Below are 18983 nucleotides of genomic sequence, written 5' to 3'. Positions count from 1 at the left end.
GTAACACTAATTATTATTCAGGCACTTTCCCTCAATGCTTTGAAGAGAGGCCGATAATTGATAGTTCGATTAACCATTCATCAACTGCACTAAGTTTCTGGTAACGCTAAATGCCCCCTTTTGAAAAAGGGTACCTGCGCGCTCTGTAACGACTGGCGCAAAGAACAGTTCCTGCAAACTCCACGCTTGTAAAAAATTCACTGTAAGCCGACCAACGGTACGCAAACAGACGGCCAGTTGATGTCAATTAACATGGGCGCGATTTGTGCATTGCTCTCTAAACAGTCATCTGGTGTCACTAGACTCTCCCCTTTGCCGGAAAGTCGACGTTTTAAACCAGGCCAGCGGTCAATCATCTGCTCACACCCGATAAATCGGGGCGTCTGGTTAGTTGCAGCGTACCCATTGGACGTCCATTGGCTTCAGCAGATCCACAGAACAGGCATCAACACACAGACACAGATCGGGACCTTCATGCTCCTGCACGGTGCGGTGGCGCAGCTATTACTTCTGACACAGGTCTAAGCATGGATTTCGAAGCAAGCGGCCAGGATGCAATGGCCAACCCTGGAACAGGTGATTCGTCGCGCAGCCCTGAGGCCATCCACTTCGGCTCGTTCACCCTGCTTCCACGCGAATATTTGCTGCTCAAGGATTCACAGCCGGTGCCACTGGGTAGCCGCGCAATGGCGTTGCTGGTCGCTTTTGCCACGCGTCCCGGCGAGCTGCTGGAAAAATCGGAACTGCTGGCGCTGGCCTGGCCCAGAGCGGTGGTCGAGGAATGCAACCTGCGCGCCCAGATCGTGGCCTTACGCAGAGCGCTGGAGAACGACGAAAATTATATCGTTACCGTGCCCGGTCGTGGTTACCGGTTTGTTGCGCCGGTCAGCGTGCAACCAGAGCTGCGCAACGAGCCCCCGGCAATGGCAGTGGATACGTGTTATGCAGTGCCAGCGACCCATCGTCAGGTGCTCGGGCGTGACGAGTTGATCCGGCAATTGCTGGAACTGACCCTCACCCGACGCTTGCTGACCCTGACCGGCCCGGGCGGCGTTGGCAAAACCACCGTAGCGCTGGCACTGGCTGACAGCCTGGCCGCACATTCCAGCCTCAGCATCGCCTTTGTCGACCTGACGCCGGTCAACAGCGCCCAACCGATACTGGGGAGAATCGCCTTCGCGCTGGGCCTGAGCGCCGAAAACGAACAGCCTCTGCACGATATACCGCCATCACTGGTCAGCCGCCCGCAATTGCTGGTGCTCGATAACTGCGAGCATGTACTGGATGAAACCGCCGCTGCGGTCGAAGCGTTACTGGCCAATGCGCCGCTGTGCTGCATCGTGGTTACCAGCCGGGAGCCGCTGCGTGCGCAAGGCGAATGGGTGCATGAACTCGGTCCTCTGCAAGTGCCGGACGAACACGAAGCGCTCACTGCCGCGCAGGCAATGACCTATTCCGGCGTGGCGCTTTTCGTCACCCGCGCCAGAGAGCAGGATCCCGAATTTTCCTTCAACGACAGCGACGCCCAAACAGTCGCGGCCATCTGCCGCAAACTGGACGGCAACCCGTTGGCCATCGAACTGGCCGCCGCACGCGCCAGAACGTTTGGCATTCACGATCTGGTCGGCCTGCTGGACGGCAGCTTCCGCCTGCAAATGACCGGGCTTCGTACCGCCCTGCCACGCCAGCGCTCGCTGAGTGCCACGCTGGACTGGACCTACGGCATGCTCAGCACGCACGAGCAAGCCTTGCTGCGTCAGCTGTCGATATTCAACGGCTCGTTTACCATTGACGGGGTGATGGCGATCGTCAACATCGGTCTGCCTGATGTGCGAATGACGTTGCCGATGCTCGAAAGCCTGCTCGACAAATCCCTGCTGGGCACCTTCGATCACAGCCAGGGCAAACGCTTTCGACTGCTGGAAACCACGCGCCTGTACGCCCATGAAAAGCTCGTACAGCTCGATGATGTGCCACGTTTGTGCAGCGCCCACGCGCAATGGGCGATGGCACTGCTTGAACAGGCCAGGCTGGATCTCGAACAACTGCCCCAGGAGCTATGGACTCAGCGTTACGGTGTGGAAATCGACACCGTACGTGCAGCCCTGACCTGGGCCTTTTCGGCCGAGGGCGACCGCCAGTTGGGAGTGGAACTGACCCTGTGCAGCTCGCCGTTATGGCTCAGGCTGTCGCTGGTGCGCGAATATCAGGACTGGGTCAACCAGGGCTTGCCCCGGCAGCGGGAAGAGGTGCAGATGGACCGTCGGCAGCGCATGCGTCTGCTGACCATGTCCGGCAGCATACTGATGCTGACCTACGGCGCCGGACAGAAAATGCGCGAGGTCTGGCAGCAGGTCAGTGAAGATGCCGAGGCGCTCGACGACTCCGAATACCGTCTGCGGGCCTTGTGGGGGCAATGGAACGATCACACCTGCAGCAACAAACATGTGCAAGGCACGCAGGTCGCCTCGCAGTTTCTTGCGCTGGGCAAGGATTACCGGATCGCCGACTGTCAGTTGCTGGGCCGAAGGATGCGCGCGACCAGCGCGTTTTACATGGGCGACATGAAGACCGCCCGCCAGGCCATTGAAGAAGCGCTCGGCGCTCCACGCTCGCCGTCATCGCACATTATCGACATGCATTTCGATCAGCGGATTGCTGCGCAGTCACTGCGGGCTCAGGTTCAGTTGCTGATTGGTAACACGGGGCAGGCGATGGTGGCGCTGGACATCAATGTGAAACAGGCGGTTGCGCTGAGTCATCCTGCGACGTTGTGGTACACCCTGGCGATCAGTGCGATCCCGGCAACGCTGATTGCCGGTACGCTGCACAAGACGCGGTACTTTCTGAACCTTCTCAAGCAAAGCAGCGAGCGACAACCACTGCATATCTGGCGTCAGTTGACGTCCTGTTACGAAAGCATTCTGGCGATCCGCGAAGGCGACGCCGCGACCGGTGTGCCGCTGCTGGGAGAAGCGCTTCAGCAGTTACGCAACCATGTCGAAACGCCGTTGCATGCGATGCTGCACACCGAGTACGCGTCCGGGCTGGCGGCGCTCAGGCTTGAACCGCTGGCGCTGGAAATCCTCGACGAGCTTCACCTTGGCGCGGTAGAGAATCAGGATCGCTGGTATCTGCCGGAGATCATGCGGGTCAAAGCACAGTTGATGCTTGATCAGCCGCATAGCTATGCACTGAAGGATGTGCGCAAGATGCTGACTCAGGCACTGGATATAGCCCGTGAGGACGGCACACATTTCTGGGCGTGGCGCGTCAACGCCGACCTCAACCGCCTGAAAATCGTGCCCGGCACGCCCATGACCCGCCACAGCCCGGCGATGCACTGAAGGCAACTGACTCTCATGCCAATGGCTGTGCTGAGATCAGATCAGCCGCTGCGCCACCAGTGCATCGGCCACCGCCTGGAAGGTGTTTTCCGGCACAGGATCGCCTGCCACGCTTCGTTTGGCAATGGACTCGGCGAGGCTTGCGTCTGGCCACAGGGCGATGCCCAGTGGTGCAGCCTCGGCCAGTAAGGCTGCGGACTCTTGTGGTGCGGCGCGGCAGACGACTATCGGCACTGGCGTTTCGCCGCGAACGTAGCGTACCCCCACGACCCAGCCACCAGCGTCGCCGATCATCAACGACGCCCGCGCCAAGCCCAGCTTGGTCGCCAGTGCCTGCATTTCCCGTCGTTGGCGCTGACGTTCGCGTTTGATCATCGGGTCGCCATCGACGTCCTTGCGTTCGCGTTTCTGCTCGCTGTGGCTCATTTTCATTTCCCGGCCAAACAGCCAGCGCTGCATGAGCACATCCACAGCACCAACCAGCAGAAACGCCGCCAGCACGGTAAACACCAGTGGCTTGAGCACCAGGTAGAACGTCGACTCGATGCAACCTTCGCCACAGCGCGAAGACTCCATCAGTGCTTGCAGGGCCTGGCGGCCGATAACGTAAAACGCCAGCCCCAGCAGCACCACCTTGACCAGCCCCTTGAGGAACTCGATCAGGTTCCGCATGGCAAAAATACGCTTGAAACCCTCGGCTGGATTGATCCGCTTGATGTCCGGCTGAATGGGTTCGACCGAAAACACGACGCCGCGCATGGTCACGATATTGGTCAGAATCACCGCGCCGACCGTCACGGCCACCACTGGCAAGGTAATGCCGATGACGATCTGCTCGGCGTGATCCAGCAGCCGTGGCCAGACCTCGTTGAAGGGTTCGATGTAGATCAGCGCCGCCAGGTCGATCAACGCCTCCACCTGCGCCCGCGCCTTGGGCAACAAGACCGAAATGCACAACGTACACAACAGAATCACCATGCCGGAAACCAGGTCCTGGCTTTTCGCGACCTGGCCCTTCTTGCGCGCATCACGCAGCTTCTTGTCCGTGGCCGGCTGGCTTTTTTCCTCGCTGGATTCGCCCATTCAGGGTGCCTCGCTGGCCATGGCCTTGAGTACTTCGACCGTTCCGCGGAACTGTGCCAACTGATCGATCATCACCGGAATCAGAAAACCGATGTAGACCACCATCAACACCGAGAAGAACAGGTTCTTGACCGGCAATGACAAGTCGAAAATATGCAGGCTGGGTGCCATGCGTGACAGGTACGCCAACATCAGGTCGGTGATCAGCATCGCTATGAGCAGTGGTGCGACCATCAGCACGCCAATGCGCATCACCTGGTCGAGAATCGCCAGAATGGACATCAGGGCCGCACTGCTGAACAGCGGCGTGAATTCGGTCACCGGCCAGAGCTGATAGCTGTGGTAATAGCCGTCGACCATCAGGATGAAACCGCCGGACATGAAAAACAGCGTGATCAGCATGACCGTGAGCAATGTCGCCATCACGCTCGCCTCACCCTGCCCCAACGGGTCGACCAGTTGTTCCATGGTCGAGCCGCGTTGCAGGTCGATCAGTTCGCCTGCCACTTCGGCGGCCCAGAACGGGATACCGAACAACAGCCCGATCAGCAAGCCGATCAGCAGCTCCTTGATCATCAACCCCGCAAGAGAAAAACCGCTGTGCTCGGGCATCGACGTGAACGCGGAGAATACCGGCAGGATCATCGGCACCGAGATCGCCACCGCCACGCAGCCGCGAATCATGCCGGTCAGGCCCAGACGGTTGAACGCCGGTGTAATGATCACCACGCCCATGGCCCGTGACGCTGCCAGCGACGCGGAGCTGATCACCGGATAGGCGACTTCGATGAACGCATTGGTCAGGTCAGCACCCATGACAGCTCAACGGGTCCACAGTGGAAAGTTGTCCAACACCTGATTGCCCAGCTCGGCCACCTGCCCCGCCAGCAACGGGCCGACGAACACGATCACCAGCAGCACGCCGACCAGCTTGACCACCTGCGGCAGCGTCTGGTCCTGAATCTGGGTCAGCGCCTGCAACAGCCCCACGCTCAAGCCCACCACAATCGCCACGATCAGCGCCGGGGCAGACAACAGCAGCACGGTCATCAGCGCCTGATTCATCAACGAGAGAAATACGTCCTGGCCCATGATTCAGCCCCCGTAGCTTAGAATCAGGCCGTGCATCAGGCGTGACCAGCCACTGAGGGCCACGAACAGGAAAATCTTCAGCGGAATCGAAATCAAGGTGGGTGAGACCATCGACATGCCCATGGCCATCAGCACGTTGGAGACCAGCAGATCGACGACCAGAAACGGGATGTACAACAAAAAGCCGATCTCGAAGGCCCGGGTCAGCTCGGAACTGACAAACGCAGGGATCAGCACCACCAGATCATCATCACGCAGGTCGGCACGCGCTTCGGGTGACCAGATGGTTTCGGTAGCCTGGACGAAAAAGCCCCGCTCGCTCTCGTTGGCGAACTTCGACAGGTGCGCCTGCAGCGGCGGTCGCAAGGCACTGCCCAGTTCCTCCAGTTGCTGAACATTCTGCAGGCTCAGATCGCGGCCCTCAACCTGCCGGTACATGTCGCCGATCAGAGGCGTGGTGACGTAGACCGAAAGGATCAGCGCGATGCCGTAAAGCACCAGATTCGGGGGCGTCTGCTGCACGCCCAACGCATTGCGGATCAGAAACAGCACCACGGATATCTTCATGAAACCGGTCAGGGTCACCACCGCCAGCGGGATCAGCCCAATGGTGGCGACGACCAGAATTATTTCGATCAGATTCGGCTGGTAACCGTTCATGAGCCGCTGAAACCGAGCAGACGCACGCCCAGACCGTCACCGATGGTCACCAGTTCGCCACGACCGATACGGCGGCCGTTGACCATGAGGTCCACTTCGTCATGCGCCAGGCTGGTTAACGGCAGCAGACTGCCTGGGGCCATTTCGCGCAGTTGCGCCAGCGTCAGCTCCACGCTGCCCAGCTGGCAGACCAAGGTCAGCGGCAACTCGTCCAGCGAGGCATCCAGATCGGCATCGGTGCTCATTTCACTCATCAGATCGTTCCTGTCGCAGGTATAAGGAGGGAGTTGGGGGCTGCCGGGGCGTAACGCTCCCTGCCAGATCAGGGTGTCACCCTGACGCCTGGCGACGGTCTGGCCGTGACGGCCCAGACGTAACAGCACGTGCGCATCGGCCAGGGTGTCGAGCATCACGACGTCGCCGGGCAGCAGGCTGCGCAGCTCGGCACTGGTCAACGGGGCCTGACCGGCTTCGACACTCAATGAGATACGCAGCGCTTGCAGCGGGTTGCGCTTCGCAACAGCATGCTGCTCAAGCCGCTCGATTACCCGTCGGGCGCTGTCAGCGTGCAGGTACATTTCCAGCGCCTGCGCAGGGCAATCGACGAGACGCACCTCAATCGCGACTTTCAGGCCACCGCGCAGCTCACGTGCCGAGCACGGAACCACCATTAGCGATTCGCCCAGCAGCGTTTCCAAGGGTTCTATCCAGCTCAGCCAGGCCTGTTCGAGCAGCAAGGCGTCGGCCTGGGTCTCGATCGCAGCGCCAGGCTGCCAACCCAGCCCAGACAATTCAAGCAGTCGAAGCGGGACCGCCAGCTCGATTTCACTCGCGCCAAGCATGATTGCCACACGCACCGGCTGCAGGCACTCACCGCCCCCGCTGGCCCACAGCACCTGCACCGGCTGCTTGCCCAGCACAATCGACCAAGGCGCCAACTGCCGGTGCAGCCGGTTATGCAGAGGCAGCGAGTCGGCGTCGTACTTCACCAGTCGCGCGCTGAGGCCATCGGTGCGGGAGTCGCCCGCAGGGATGGGGCCGGCAAACACTGTCATGGCTCGTTTCCGGATGCGGCCGAAGAAGTCGCACCGGGCGGAGACGCTGGCAAATCGGCTTCATCGCGCTGTTCGCCGAGGCGCGCATCGCTGCGCACGCGCTGCTCTACCAGGCTTTGCCAGGCTCTGGTTTTCTGTTGCTGCTCGATATGGGCCTGCCGGAGCCGCTCCCGAGCCTGCTCTTCGGTCTCCAGCGTCACCGCCACTGCCTCGGCGTTGGCCTGCAACGCGGCACGCTCGTCATCCAGTTGCTGCAAGCGCTCCTGAGTGGCCCGCCAGGCGCTGACCGACAGCCCCTCGCTGAACCGGCCGTAAGCTTGCTCGGCTTCCTGAACGAGTTTTTCACGGTGCAGACGCAACGCCTCACGCGCCTGATCCAGCTCGCTATTGGCATCGCGACAGCGTTCGCGCTGAGCGGCAAGACATGCCGCAGCGCGTTGTTCGCGCAGTACCCGCAGGGCCTGCAGACTGTGCAAGTCAGCCGTTTTCATAAGACTTTTCCAATGGCGGAGTGCATCCGCTCAGTAAATGCATCGAGACCGGGTTCACGCGCTGAACTGACAATCACACTCATGTCAGCACCTTGCGCATGTGCGTCAGCGTCTGTTCCAGGCTGTCTTGCTCGGCGGCGGGCTGACGCAGAAATGCCTCTATCGCCGCATGACGGGCAATCGCTTCATCGGCAACCGGGTCGCTGCCAGCGGCGTATTCGCCCACCTGAATCAACAGCTCGATCTCCTGACGCCGGGCGATCAACTCACGCATCCGCGAAGCCAGCTGGCGATGTTCAGGCGTGGCAATGTGGTCCATCAGACGGCTTCGGCTGCGCAGCACGTCGATGGCCGGGAAGTGATCACGCTGCGCCAGCTCGGCGCTCAACACGATGTGCCCGTCGAGGATCGAGCGGGTTTCTTCGGCCACCGGGTCCATGCTTGCGTCCCCTTCAGTCAGCACGGTGTACAACGCAGTGATGCTGCCCGAAGGCCCCGGACCGGCGCGCTCCAGCAGGCGCGGCAAGGCCGAGAAAAACGACGGCGGATAACCCCGTCGGGTCGGCGGCTCACCCACTGCCAGGCCAATCTCGCGCTGGGCACGGGCAAAGCGGGTCAGGCTGTCCATCAAAAGCAGTACATTGCGACCCTGATCGCGATGGTATTCGGCCAGCGTAGTCGCGACATACGCCGCCCTGACGCGTTCGGCGGCAGGCCGGTCCGAGGTGGCAACCACCGCAACGGTGCGCGCCCGCGCGATTGCATCCAGTTGCCCTTCCAATAGCTCACGCACTTCCCGGCCACGCTCGCCGATCAACCCGATGACGATCACGTCGGCGTCGCTGTTGCGCACAATACTGGCCAGCAGAGAAGACTTGCCCACCCCCGGCTCGCCAAAAATACCCATGCGCTGCCCCTGCGCCAGGGTCAGCAGGCTGTCGATCGCCCGCACGCCCAGCGACAGCGGCTTGACGATGCGCTGGCGACTGAACGGCGCTGGCGGCTCGGCATGCAGCGGGTAGCGCTGCAAGCCGATGGCCGCGACCGGCGCAGGCCCGTCGAGAAACTCGCCCATCGGGCTGATCACCCGGCCCAGCAAGGCATCGCCAACCTGCACACCCAGCGCCTGGCCAGTGGCGATGATCTGGGTACGGGTCGACAGCCCTTCCATCGAGCCAATGGGTGACAGGATTGCATCATCCTCATCAAAACCGATCACCTCGGCCGACAGCTCTCGCCCGTTCCCGGGATCGCGCAACACACACAGCTCGCCGATCCGCACCCCGGCGACGCTGGCACGCAACAGCACGCCGCGAATACTGCGCAAGGTGCCGCGCATCGGTCTTGGCTGGGCGAGTTGTACGCGTTGTTGCAGATCAGGCAGCAGCGCCATCAGGGCTTCATTCAAAGCGTGTCCCCTTCTGCCAGTGGCAACAGCGCACGCCGCAGGTTGTCCAGTTGCGCGTCGAGCCCGAGTTCAACCGAGCCTGCCGGGCCGCCCAGCCGCGCCTGACCGGCGTCAAGCTGATCGTCGCCTACGATGCTCAACGATTTCAGGGCCAGCGGCGCATCCTGCGCCAGATGCTGGCGCAGGCCTTCGACTTCAGCGCGGGGCACATACAGCGTCAGGGCCTGATCCTGACGAAACGCGGAAAGTGCTTCTGCCGTGCAGCGCAGCAGGCGCTCGCGATCATCCATCTCGCCGAGTACCTGACGGGCAATCCCCAGCGCCAGTTCAGCCAGCGAGCTTTCCAGCCCGGCCAGATAGCGATCAACATCGGCGCGGGTCTGCGCCAGCAGCGTCGCCACCTGTTCGGCACCCTCCTGGCGGGCGCGTTCGAAACCTTCGGCGCGGGCCTGTTCGAGCCATTGCGCGCTGTGTTCGCGGACCGACCGGGCTTGCTGGTGAGCGGCTTCGACAAAGGCATAACCGTCGATCCACTGAGCAGCCTCGGCAGCGCGCAGTATGCGTGAGGCAGGTCGGGTCGGCAGATCACTCATGGTCGTCGCTCCCTGTCAGCAGACGAGCGACGGTACGTACCACGTTTACCTGTCGTTCATCGTGCGCCTGCTGCGGTTCTGCGACCTCAAGGCGCAGGCGCAGCCAGGCTTGCAGTTCCGCAGGCTGAGCATGCAGCCAGGCGGCCAAACAGGCCGCGCCATCGCGGTCGATAGCCTGCGTCAGCTCGACGGGCGTGCGCAGCAGGTTGGCGGCCCCGGCCAGCTGGCGTTGCGCGAGCGCCAGCGAAAACGCGTCATCGCCCAGCAATTGGCGATATTCGCTGACCACATCGCCACGGATTTCCCGACTCAGCGTGGCGGCATGCCAGACTGCGCCGCACAGGCGTGGCAAGCGCGAAAAATCGTTATCGGCCAACAGCAGAACCGCCAGATCTTCCTGCGCAGGCCGGGCCAGTTGCACAAGAGGTTGCAGCTTGAAATGCCCGGTCAGCAGTTGCTCGACACGTGCGCTGAAGCGTGACGAATCGCGCAGTGCGGCCAGTGTGGCGGCATCGAGATCGCGTTTGAGGCACTCGGCCAGCCAGTGCTCGCGAACAAATGCCAGAGGACGCTCGATCAGCGCCTGCCATTGGCCAGTCAGCGCGGCGCTCACGGAGCATCACTCAGGACGTAGGCGCCTTCGACCCGGCGACGTTGCCAGAGCTGACGGCCCAGTAACCCGGCCGGCACCAGCGCGATCAGCAACAGCGTGCCGAACAGCCAGCGTGCGGCGGGCACGTCTTCCTCAAGCATCCACAGCCCGAAAAAGCTCGCCAGTTGCGGCTGGGCGCTGGCCTTGTCGGGGATGACCGCCTTGATGGCCGTCACCGAAACACCGTCGTAACCCAGCCCGGAAATACCGTTGGCAACCAGGGTTTTGATCTGCGGTATCAGCACGTTGATGTCGGTGCGTGGATCGTAACGGACCAGCACCGAGGCCGAAGACGGCGAGATAACGCGCTTGAGCAGATCATTGTCAGGCAGCACCACATGCACCCGCGCCGACAGAATGCCGTCAATCTGCGAAACCGTATGTGACAGTTCTTCGCTCAGTGCATAGACCATCTGCGCACGTTCCTGCACCGGCGACGACACCAGACCATTGCCCTTGAAGACTTCGCCCATGTTGGAGAAGCTCTGCCCCGGCAAGCCGGCATCATCCAGCGCCGCCATGGCCTGGGCGAAGCGCTTTTCGTCGACCATCACCTTGAGCTGGCCGTTGTCCTGCACCTTGCGCGACGCCGGTATGCCGTCACGCAGCAGCACCGCCAGCATGGCATTGGCTTCACGCTCGCCAAGGTTGGTGTAGAGGTCGATGTCGCAGGCCTGCAACAGACTGGCAAGCGTCGCCACGATCAACAGGCGCAGAACACGGCAGCGTTTGGACATGGTTTATTGACCTTTGAGAAGGGTGTTGGCAGAGCCGGATATCTGGGTCGCCCCGCGCACCACCATCTGGGTTTCGATGGAGTAGTCGAACATCCGCCCCAACGACTGCACGATACGGTCGACCTGCGGCTCACCGACCTTGCTCGTCGCCTGGCCACCGGTTGTGGCAGGTGTCGGTGCCTGACTGGCCGCCTGCGGCGCGTTGCCTTGGGTCAGCGCGTCGGCCCGCTCGGAAAACTGCCGCGAGCGGTCGATGAAGCCGTCCAGACGTTCCATCAGGTTGCTGCCGATCTGGTGCGGGCTGGCCCCCTGCGGCATGCCTTTGGACGTCTCGGCCATGTGTTCGAAGAGGTTCTGCGAAGCCTGCGGCCCCGCGCCTCCTCCCGGCGTCGGCAAGGCTGCCGCCGCCGGTGACGCAGCTAGATTGACGGTCATGGTCGGAACCTATTCGGAGTCGTCGTCAGACTGGGCTTCGTTCAGCATTTCCTGAGCGCGCGGCATGATGATGAACTGCCCGCCGATGGTGACCGCCTGAGTGATCAGGGCATCGTTGAATTCACTGTCGCTGGACGCCTGTTCGGCGTTCTCGACGGCGGCGTTGAAGCGCGATTCCTGACTGGAAACATTGACGTCGACATTGCTATCTACGGAGTTTACGGACATGGGTAGTGCTCCTTTTGGGGTTTACTGACGGTCGGTGGCGACTTGAGTGACGACACCGCCACGAAACACCCGCACACCGCGTTCACGCACAACGGGTGCGGCCTCGGCGACAGGTTGACGATCAAGGTGTTGCTGAATCTGCGCCAGGTACGCTGGCGGCCCGGACACGAACAGGCTGTCGTTATCCGGGCTGACGCGACTGGACATCGGCTGACCGGACACCTCCAGGCGCGCCAGATAATCCTGCAACTCTGCCAGTCGCGGACCTTGCAAATCGAAGGTGCGGGTGCCGACTTCATCAGCGCCGGCGATGTGCAGCACGTTGCCATCGAAGTACCAGCTCAACTGATTGGCATCACACAGACGGCCGAGAAACTCTCCGGCCGTTGCGCCGCGCACCGTGCCACGGGCATTGCCGCGGACCTTTTCGGAAAACACCACAATCAGGTCGAGGTTCTGCGCGAATTCGGTCAGCGCGCCGCGAATATCCTGGTCCACCAGCACATAGGCATAAGGCTCGGCGAACCAGTCGGGTTCGTGCTCTGGTGCTGCATTCAGTGCACCGGACAACGAACACAGCAGTATCAGTAACAGCAGCTGCGATACTCGCCACTCAGCTTTAAAGCAGGTCATGGCGCCCTCCTTGCCTGATGCTGCGCTGGAGCGAGCGCTGGCCTGCGATGCCTGCAAAGCCAGCACTCAGAAAACGGTCGCAATTCAGCGCCGGGGCTATAAACTGGCGCTCGCCTGCGAAGGCCGTCGACGGCTGAATCGCCTCGCTCCGTCCCCTTTCACAAGAGCCCTGTCCATGCCACCTCGTTCCGTCCCCACGTTGTTGTTGTTGCTCGGCTGCCTGACCTTGACGGCGTGTGCGACCCAGCCCAAGACCGATGCCAGCTATGAACGCTTCATGCAGCTGGCCGCCGACCTGGAAAAACGCGGCGATTCGACCACGGCTGCGTCGTTTTACCAGCGCGCTACGCAGCAACCGGAAGCCGGTGTCGAGTCGTGGCGCAAACTTGGCGCGGCGCTGCTCACCAGCAACGACACGCGCGGTGCAGAGCGCGCCTATCAGCGAGCGCTGGAGCTCAAGGCTGATGATCCGGAAGCGCTGCTGGGGCTGGGCACCGCGCAGTTGCGACAGGGCAAACTGCAACGCGCCGTGATCGCACTGACCCAGGCCGCCACGGCGCTGCAGCAACCGCAGGCCTGGAACCGTCTGGGCATCGCGCAGATCCTCAGCGGCCAGGCCGAACAGGCCCAGAGCGCCTTCACAACCAGCCTGCGCCTGGCGCCCAACGATCTGGACACGCGCTGTAATCTGGCCCTTGCCTATGCGCTGGGCGATGACAACAAAAAGGCACTGGAGACCATCGACAGCGTAAGCCAGTCGCCGCTGGCGCAACCCCGCCATCAACGCAATCAGTTGTTGGTCATGGTGCTCGCCGGAAAAGAGAAAGACCTCAAAGGCATGACCTTCGATGACATTCCCAAAGCCGAGCGCAGCAAGCTGATCGCCGAGGCAAGGCGTGTCAAAGCCCTTCCGGACCGTGCCGAACAGGCTCGCGAACTGGGGCTGATCGACGGCCACTGAGATCATCGCGCCTCCGTGGTATCGGTGTTGGCCTGTTGTTCGGCCTGACGCCGACGCAGCTCTTCGCGGTCATAGCCATCGATATAGACCTGCGCGGCGCGCCCGACCGGCGCAGCCATGACCGGCCCGGTGCTGCGGCCCTGCATCACGTCAGCGCGCTGTTCGACCATCTGCAACAGAATCAGGTTGCTGGCACAGCCCGGTGGCAGCAGCGGCTGGAAATCTTCCCCTACACCAATCTCATCCTGTGCAGCGGGCTGTATGCAGGCCTGAGGCACCAGTTCCACACGGCCATCGGCGCGTGTGATGGCGCTGTAATCCGGCGAATAACTCACCGGGTCCAGGTGGGTTTTGCAGCCCGCCAGCAGACATAATGTCATCAGGACCGGCAGGCGTGGCATCGTTGAAATAAGGTTCATGGCCATTCCCTGTCAGTTCATGTAGAAGCCGAATGCGCCGCCACTGCGGGGGCCGGCCGACGCGGTGCTGGCTGCACGCTGCTTGTCCAGTGGCGTTGCCACCACCCGCTCTTTGACCGGCTCGACCAGATACGGGGTGATCAGAATCACCAGCTCGGTTTCATTGCGCTGAAAGCGCTTGGAACGGAACAGATTGCCGAGGATCGGCATGTCGCCCAGCATCGGCACCTTGTCCATGTCCTGACTGCTTTCACGCTGGAACAGCCCGGCAATGGCGAATGTCTGCCCGCTGCCGACTTCCACACGCGTGTCGGCGCGGCGCACGCGGAACGAAGGCACTTGATAGCCATTGACGTCCAGCGTGGTGGTGCTCATCAAGCTGCTGACTTCGGGACGTACTTGCAGGGCGATTCTGCCGTTGGGCAGCAGCGTCGGGCTGAACAGCAGCGATACGCCATAGGGTTTGTATTCGATACCGACCACTTCACGGTTGACCGGCACCGGCACGGCCACTTCGCCGCCCGCCAGAAAGCTCGCCGTCTGCCCGGTCATGGCCGTGATGTTCGGCTCGGCCAGCACTTCAAGCACACCATTGCTCTGCAACGCTTCCAGCATCGCGTCGATGTTGACGTTGCCCGACGCCAGCCCGGCGCTGATCACATTCGACGCGCCGCCCGCAGCATCGGCGGCCAGAGCGCCCCCGGTCAGCAACCCGAACGAAAACGTGCCGTTGTTGAACAGTGCGTTCCAGTTCACGCCGTAGCGCAGCAACTCGGAACGCGACACTTCGGCAAAGCGCACGCGGATATTGACCTGCGCCGAGCCTGCGTAGGTGGCGCTGTTGACCGTCGACTGGAAGTTCTGGCCCTCGGTGCTCAGCAAGGCATTCAGGTCGGTCGCTTCGCCGACGTCCTGCACTGAACCGCTGGCGATCACCCGGCTGCCGCTGGCGTTGATCTTTGCCTGGCTCTGCGGATGCAGCGCCTTGAGCGGGCGCGTCACCGCAGCGGTGCCGCTGCTGACTGCGAGGCTCAAAGTGGCGGTCTCGCGCCCCTCGCTGTCCAGTGCAATCAGGCTGGTCTGTCCGGCAGTCTTGCCGAACACGTAGATCACCCCGGGCGACACCACCTGCAGATCGGCAATCCCCGGTTCGGCCACCATCACCGAATCCACAGGTGCCGAAAAATGCAGCACCCGGCCCTCGCCAATCGCCAGATCGACAGTGCCCTTGGCCCCTTTGGCGATCTGCTCGGCACTCGCACCGCTGCCGATGAGTAAAGCGCCCAGCGCAAGGAAAATCAGACGAATCACGTTAACTGAACAGGTCATGAGGCAGTCGCCAAAGAAGTGACCGCACCGGTTTTCGAGGCCGGGCGCGCAGTGATATCGGTCAGGCTGACAGTGCCGACCGCTTGAAGGTTGTATTCGCTGGCCAGCTCGCGATAGGACAGAACCGGCAGTTGCAACTCGCCGCGCAGGATGACGCGGCGCAGGCCGCGACGCAGTTCCGGGTGGACCAGCAGCACCGTCGAATCATCGTCCGGCAGCACATTGCACAAACGCCGCAACTGCCCCAGTACAGTCCGGCCGAGGTCATCGGGCAGCGCATCACGGTTCCGTTCCTGACGGCCCAGGGCGGTACGCAGTTGTTCCTCAAGCGCAGGGGCCAGCACGAAGGCGCTGATCACCCGGTTGCGGTCGGCGTACTGATGGCTGATCTGGCGTGCGAGCCCGGCCCGCAAGTGTTCAGTCAGACGCCCGGCGTCGGCTTCACGGCCGCCCCACTCCACCATCGACTCCAGCAGCCCGCGGCGATTGCGTATCGAGACACCTTCGGCCACCAGCAAGCGCAATACTTCTGCAACACGCTGCAGGGGCAGGATGCGCAATGCCTCCTTGACCAGTTCGCCGTACTTGCCCTCAAGCTGCTCCAGCATCACGCGGGTTTCCTGAATGCCCAGAAAGTCCGCTGCATAGCGGCGCAAGCTGCGTTCCAGCACAGCGCGCAGGACTTCATCGGCAAACAGAAAGCCGATGCCGGCTTCCTGCAACTGGCCCGAATGTTCCCGGCCTACCCAGCGCCCGGGACGAGCACTGAGCGGCGACGGAGCTTCGAAGGGCTCGACGGAAATAAGCTGGGCGTGCACCGGATCGTCCTGCAGCAACAGCGACTGAGCGCTGAATTCACCCTCGCTGACCGGCACGCCTTCCAGCTCGACCTGGAAGCGATCTGCCGCCAGAGAGCGATCCAGATAAATTTCCGGCAACGGCACCTCGACACCCAGATCAATACGGATGTCATGACACATGGCTTCGATGCGCTGACGCAGCGGCTGCAAGGGCGCGACCTCGGCCAACCCGACCCCGATACTCAACAGCACATGAGCATCGCGAGGGCGCTCGACACGCTCAAGCAGCGCCTCGGACGGCTCGGGCTCTGTAATGAGTGGCTGCTCGGGCTGTTCGGCCTGCGCGGTTGACTGGCTTGCCCGATGCTGACGACGCCAGAGGAAAAACGCACTGCTGCCCAATATCCCGGCCAACACAACGAACACCAACATCGGGAAACCCGGTAGCAGCCCCACGCCGAGCAGAATCAGCGCAGTCAGGCCGAGCGCTCGATGGCTGGCGCCCAACTGCCTGACAATCTCGGTGCCCAGATCGCGTTCTTCGCCATCACTGTTGACGCGCGTCACCACGGTGCCTGCGGCCACGGAAATCAACAACGCGGGGATCTGCGCGATCAGCCCGTCGCCGACCGTCAGCAACGAGTAGACATGCGCCGCCTCGGAAAACGGCATGCCGCGCTGCACCATGCCGATCATCATGCCGCCCAGCAGGTTGACGAACAGAATCACCAGCCCGGCAATTGCATCGCCCTTGACGAACTTCATGGCGCCGTCCATGGCACCGAACATCTGGCTTTCACGCTCCAGGCGCGAGCGACGGCGGCGCGCTTCGGCCTGATCGATGTCGCCGTTGCGCAGGTCGTTGTCGATGCTCATCTGCTTGCCGGGCATGGCGTCCAGCGTGAAACGAGCAGCCACCTCGGCCACCCGTTCGGCACCCTTAGTGATGACCACGAACTGCGCCACGGTGATGATCAGAAACACTACCAGCCCGACCACCACCTGACCGGCAATCACGAAGTCACCGAACGCCTTGACGATATGCCCGGCGTTTCCGTCCAGCAGAATCAGGCGCGTGGTGGTGATCGACAGCGACAGACGAAACAGTGTGCTGAGCAGAATCAGGGGGGGCAGCGCCGAAAACTCGACCGAATGGTTGATGTAGAACGCAACGATCAGGATCAGCAGGCTGAGGGCGATATTGACCCCGATCAGCGCGTCGACCAGATAGGTCGGCATCGGGATGATCATCATCGCGATGGCCATGAGCATGAACGCGACGATGATCACGTCCGTACGCTTCGAGGCGACCACCGCCAGCCGGTTCAGCGCATTCATGAGGGTCATTGTGTGGCCCTCCGGGCGTCCAGATAACGTCTGAAGCACTGCCGCGCTTCGTCCTTGCGGCTGGCCTTCCACAGCGCGCGGCTGCGCAGCAGAAGCAACGACGCGCTCTCGCCCTGCTGTTCCACCAGCCGGTCCAGTGCCGCGAGCGCCCGGTCTGCGTCACCGCTGTCAGTGAACGCCAGCACCAGGCTGTGCAGCAGCGTGGTGTCGGTCGGCGCCAGCTGTATGGCAATCAGCAGCATCACCAGCGCCCGCTGCGGCTGGCCGCTGCGCCGGTACAGGTTGCCGAGCCCGGTCAGCAGCTCGACGCATTCGCGTTCCTGAAGTGCGCTCATGGCTGCACCTCGGCGCGCTGCTGTTCCAGTAAAAGACGCAAGTCGATTTCTTCGCGAATCACGTCTTCGGCAAGGGCGCGAATCTCGGGCTCGGCATCCAGCGCCGGTAGTACTTCATCGAGCAGATAACGCAACACCTGTAGCGAGCGCGACGTACCAAACAGCTGCGCGCCAACGCCAGCGGCCTGGTCGGTCTGTTCAAGTTCGCCTCGCAGCGACCGGCGCACCTTGCGCTCGCGCTGATCCAGCAGCGCTTCGAATCGCGGGCCTTGGCGTGGCTGCGTCGGCGCCACGCGTTCGACGGCGGGCAAGGACTCCGGGGAAGTCGGGGTGATGGGCCGCAGATCGACTTTCATAAGGTGAAGGCAAACCGTTCCTGACCGCGCACCAGGTGCACCTGATCGCCTTCGATGCGTTCCAGCGTCCAGTCGTCTGCCAGCAGTGCCCCTGGATAAACGCGCTTGCCATGCTCATCGATGACATAAGGATTACGCCCGAACCAGACGGCCTGCAAACGCACACGCGGCGTGGCAACGGCGGCATTGACCTGGACGTTGGGCGTCAGCACGACGCGCTGGCCGAAACGGCTGTCGAATGCACGCTGAACCTGTAACCAGCTGTTTTTAAGTGCCGCCGGATAACTGCCCGCCACGCTGAGCTGGCCGTCCTGCTCCTCGATGCGCAATTGGCCAAGCCGGGCATCTCGCAACGCCTGATCGAGCCAGCTGCGGGCCTCGGCCAAGGTAGGGGCAGCGACCTGCACAGCCATTGGAGGCATATTGGTGGCAGCGTTGTGAACAGCCTCAGGCGGAGCGCGAAAGGCAAATGCAGTTGCGCACGTCACCAGCAACAGCAGCGCACCCAGCATGGGCAGCCTGAACGCCCGCAGTGCGCCGGGTACGGCAGAGGCAGCTGTTGCAGGACGAGTACTGCGCAGGCGCACATGGCTCTGGCCGAGCTTCAACTCCACAGGCAGGCCAAGACGCTGGCCATGCCCTTTGCTAATGACCAGGTGCTGACCAAGAGCGTCAACCACAGTCACATCGTTGCCCATCGCTTCGATGGCAACACGGTCATCAGAAAAGCGCAGGCGGGCATGCTGAGCGGCAATACCGGCATCGCCCAGCACCAGATCGGCCGAGGCAGCACTGCCAATGACATACACCGGCTTGTCGAGTGTCAGGGCAACGCCCTGATGCAAACCGTGGAGAATTTCGAGCATTGCCACGCCGCTATTCTGCAAAGCAGCATCCTGCACAGAACCGTCGGGCGTCGCGCTCAATGAAATCAAGGCTGTCATGATCGAGTCACCACCGTGTGATCTACCGGAAACGGCACGTCAGAGCCGGGTAAAGCTGTCGATCGAGAGATTTTGCAC

General features: G+C 62.2%; 21 protein-coding genes. 2 read left to right on the top strand and 19 right to left on the bottom strand.

Going from position 1 to position 18983, the window contains the following annotated elements:
• Nucleotides 1–527 precede the first annotated feature (527 nt).
• Nucleotides 528–3347, top strand: a complete 2820-nt coding sequence (locus I9H07_RS10610; RefSeq protein WP_024673129.1) for an ATP-binding protein — start codon at nucleotides 528–530, stop codon at nucleotides 3345–3347.
• Nucleotides 3348–3383: 36 nt separating this feature from the next.
• Here I9H07_RS10610 and I9H07_RS10605 read toward each other — a convergent pair whose 3' ends face one another.
• The 13 genes from I9H07_RS10605 to I9H07_RS10545 form a co-directional block, all read right to left on the bottom strand.
• Nucleotides 3384–4430: an EscU/YscU/HrcU family type III secretion system export apparatus switch protein gene (locus I9H07_RS10605; RefSeq protein ID WP_024673128.1), complete on the bottom strand. Its 1047-nt coding sequence runs from the start codon at nucleotides 4428–4430 to the stop codon at nucleotides 3384–3386.
• Nucleotides 4431–5246, bottom strand: coding sequence for a type III secretion system export apparatus subunit SctT (sctT, locus tag I9H07_RS10600; protein ID WP_236423294.1), 816 nt, complete (start codon nucleotides 5244–5246; stop codon nucleotides 4431–4433).
• 6 nt (nucleotides 5247–5252) lie between these two features.
• Nucleotides 5253–5522: a type III secretion system export apparatus subunit SctS gene (gene sctS / locus I9H07_RS10595; protein WP_005893057.1), complete on the bottom strand. Its 270-nt coding sequence runs from the start codon at nucleotides 5520–5522 to the stop codon at nucleotides 5253–5255.
• Nucleotides 5523–5525: 3 nt separating this feature from the next.
• Complete coding sequence (gene sctR / locus I9H07_RS10590; RefSeq protein WP_005893058.1) at nucleotides 5526–6182, bottom strand: type III secretion system export apparatus subunit SctR; 657 nt, start codon at nucleotides 6180–6182, stop codon at nucleotides 5526–5528.
• Nucleotides 6179–7237: a type III secretion system cytoplasmic ring protein SctQ gene (sctQ, locus tag I9H07_RS10585; protein ID WP_024673127.1), complete on the bottom strand. Its 1059-nt coding sequence runs from the start codon at nucleotides 7235–7237 to the stop codon at nucleotides 6179–6181. Before sctQ ends, sctR begins: the two co-directional genes overlap by 4 nt.
• Complete coding sequence (locus I9H07_RS10580; protein WP_024673126.1) at nucleotides 7234–7728, bottom strand: hypothetical protein; 495 nt, start codon at nucleotides 7726–7728, stop codon at nucleotides 7234–7236. The genes sctQ and I9H07_RS10580 overlap by 4 nt, the downstream gene beginning before the upstream one ends.
• 79 nt (nucleotides 7729–7807) lie before the next feature.
• Nucleotides 7808–9136 (bottom strand): FliI/YscN family ATPase, encoded by a 1329-nt coding sequence (locus I9H07_RS10575; protein ID WP_283107548.1) that lies wholly within the window; start codon nucleotides 9134–9136, stop codon nucleotides 7808–7810.
• Complete coding sequence (locus I9H07_RS10570) at nucleotides 9133–9729, bottom strand: FliH/SctL family protein (RefSeq protein ID WP_236423293.1); 597 nt, start codon at nucleotides 9727–9729, stop codon at nucleotides 9133–9135. Before I9H07_RS10570 ends, I9H07_RS10575 begins: the two co-directional genes overlap by 4 nt.
• Entirely contained in the window at nucleotides 9722–10342 is a 621-nt protein-coding gene (locus I9H07_RS10565) for a type III secretion protein (RefSeq protein WP_236423292.1), read from the bottom strand. Before I9H07_RS10565 ends, I9H07_RS10570 begins: the two co-directional genes overlap by 8 nt.
• Entirely contained in the window at nucleotides 10339–11118 is a 780-nt protein-coding gene (gene sctJ / locus I9H07_RS10560; RefSeq protein WP_024644542.1) for a type III secretion system inner membrane ring lipoprotein SctJ, read from the bottom strand. Before sctJ ends, I9H07_RS10565 begins: the two co-directional genes overlap by 4 nt.
• 3 nt (nucleotides 11119–11121) lie before the next feature.
• Entirely contained in the window at nucleotides 11122–11553 is a 432-nt protein-coding gene (locus tag I9H07_RS10555; RefSeq protein WP_024673122.1) for a hypothetical protein, read from the bottom strand.
• 9 nt (nucleotides 11554–11562) lie between these two features.
• Nucleotides 11563–11781 carry a hypothetical protein gene (locus tag I9H07_RS10550; protein ID WP_003369190.1) on the bottom strand — a complete coding sequence of 73 codons (219 nt, stop codon included), beginning with the start codon at nucleotides 11779–11781 and terminating at the stop codon, nucleotides 11563–11565.
• A gap of 21 nt (nucleotides 11782–11802) precedes the next feature.
• A complete protein-coding gene (locus tag I9H07_RS10545; RefSeq protein ID WP_024673121.1) occupies nucleotides 11803–12414 on the bottom strand; it encodes a type III secretion protein in 612 nt (203 codons plus the stop codon).
• Nucleotides 12415–12589: 175 nt separating this feature from the next.
• Between I9H07_RS10545 and I9H07_RS10540 the strand changes: the two genes are divergently transcribed.
• On the top strand, nucleotides 12590–13375 hold the full coding sequence (locus tag I9H07_RS10540; RefSeq protein ID WP_024673120.1) for a tetratricopeptide repeat protein: 786 nt from the start codon (nucleotides 12590–12592) through the stop codon (nucleotides 13373–13375).
• A 2-nt stretch (nucleotides 13376–13377) separates the two neighbouring features.
• Here the strand turns inward: I9H07_RS10540 and I9H07_RS10535 are convergent, their stop codons facing one another.
• The 6 genes from I9H07_RS10535 to I9H07_RS10510 are packed head-to-tail and all read right to left on the bottom strand — an operon-like array spanning nucleotide 13378 to nucleotide 18905.
• Entirely contained in the window at nucleotides 13378–13794 is a 417-nt protein-coding gene (locus I9H07_RS10535) for a hypothetical protein (protein WP_024673119.1), read from the bottom strand.
• A 12-nt stretch (nucleotides 13795–13806) separates the two neighbouring features.
• Nucleotides 13807–15123 carry a type II and III secretion system protein family protein gene (locus I9H07_RS10530; protein ID WP_024673118.1) on the bottom strand — a complete coding sequence of 439 codons (1317 nt, stop codon included), beginning with the start codon at nucleotides 15121–15123 and terminating at the stop codon, nucleotides 13807–13809.
• A complete protein-coding gene (sctV, locus tag I9H07_RS10525) occupies nucleotides 15120–17270 on the bottom strand; it encodes a type III secretion system export apparatus subunit SctV (protein ID WP_236423291.1) in 2151 nt (716 codons plus the stop codon). Before sctV ends, I9H07_RS10530 begins: the two co-directional genes overlap by 4 nt.
• Complete coding sequence (locus I9H07_RS10520; RefSeq protein WP_236423290.1) at nucleotides 17267–17605, bottom strand: tetratricopeptide repeat protein; 339 nt, start codon at nucleotides 17603–17605, stop codon at nucleotides 17267–17269. Before I9H07_RS10520 ends, sctV begins: the two co-directional genes overlap by 4 nt.
• Entirely contained in the window at nucleotides 17602–17961 is a 360-nt protein-coding gene (locus I9H07_RS10515) for a hypothetical protein (protein ID WP_058824600.1), read from the bottom strand. The genes I9H07_RS10520 and I9H07_RS10515 overlap by 4 nt, the downstream gene beginning before the upstream one ends.
• Nucleotides 17958–18905, bottom strand: a complete 948-nt coding sequence (locus tag I9H07_RS10510) for a SctD/MshK family protein (protein ID WP_236423289.1) — start codon at nucleotides 18903–18905, stop codon at nucleotides 17958–17960. The genes I9H07_RS10515 and I9H07_RS10510 overlap by 4 nt, the downstream gene beginning before the upstream one ends.
• Between the last annotated feature and the right edge of the window lie 78 nt (nucleotides 18906–18983).

The sequence above is a fragment of the Pseudomonas syringae genome, from assembly GCF_023278085.1.
Classification (GTDB): Bacteria; Pseudomonadota; Gammaproteobacteria; order Pseudomonadales; family Pseudomonadaceae; genus Aquipseudomonas; species Aquipseudomonas syringae_Q.
Note: the sequence above shows the minus strand (reverse complement) of the source record. Positions and strands in the feature narration are given on the sequence as shown.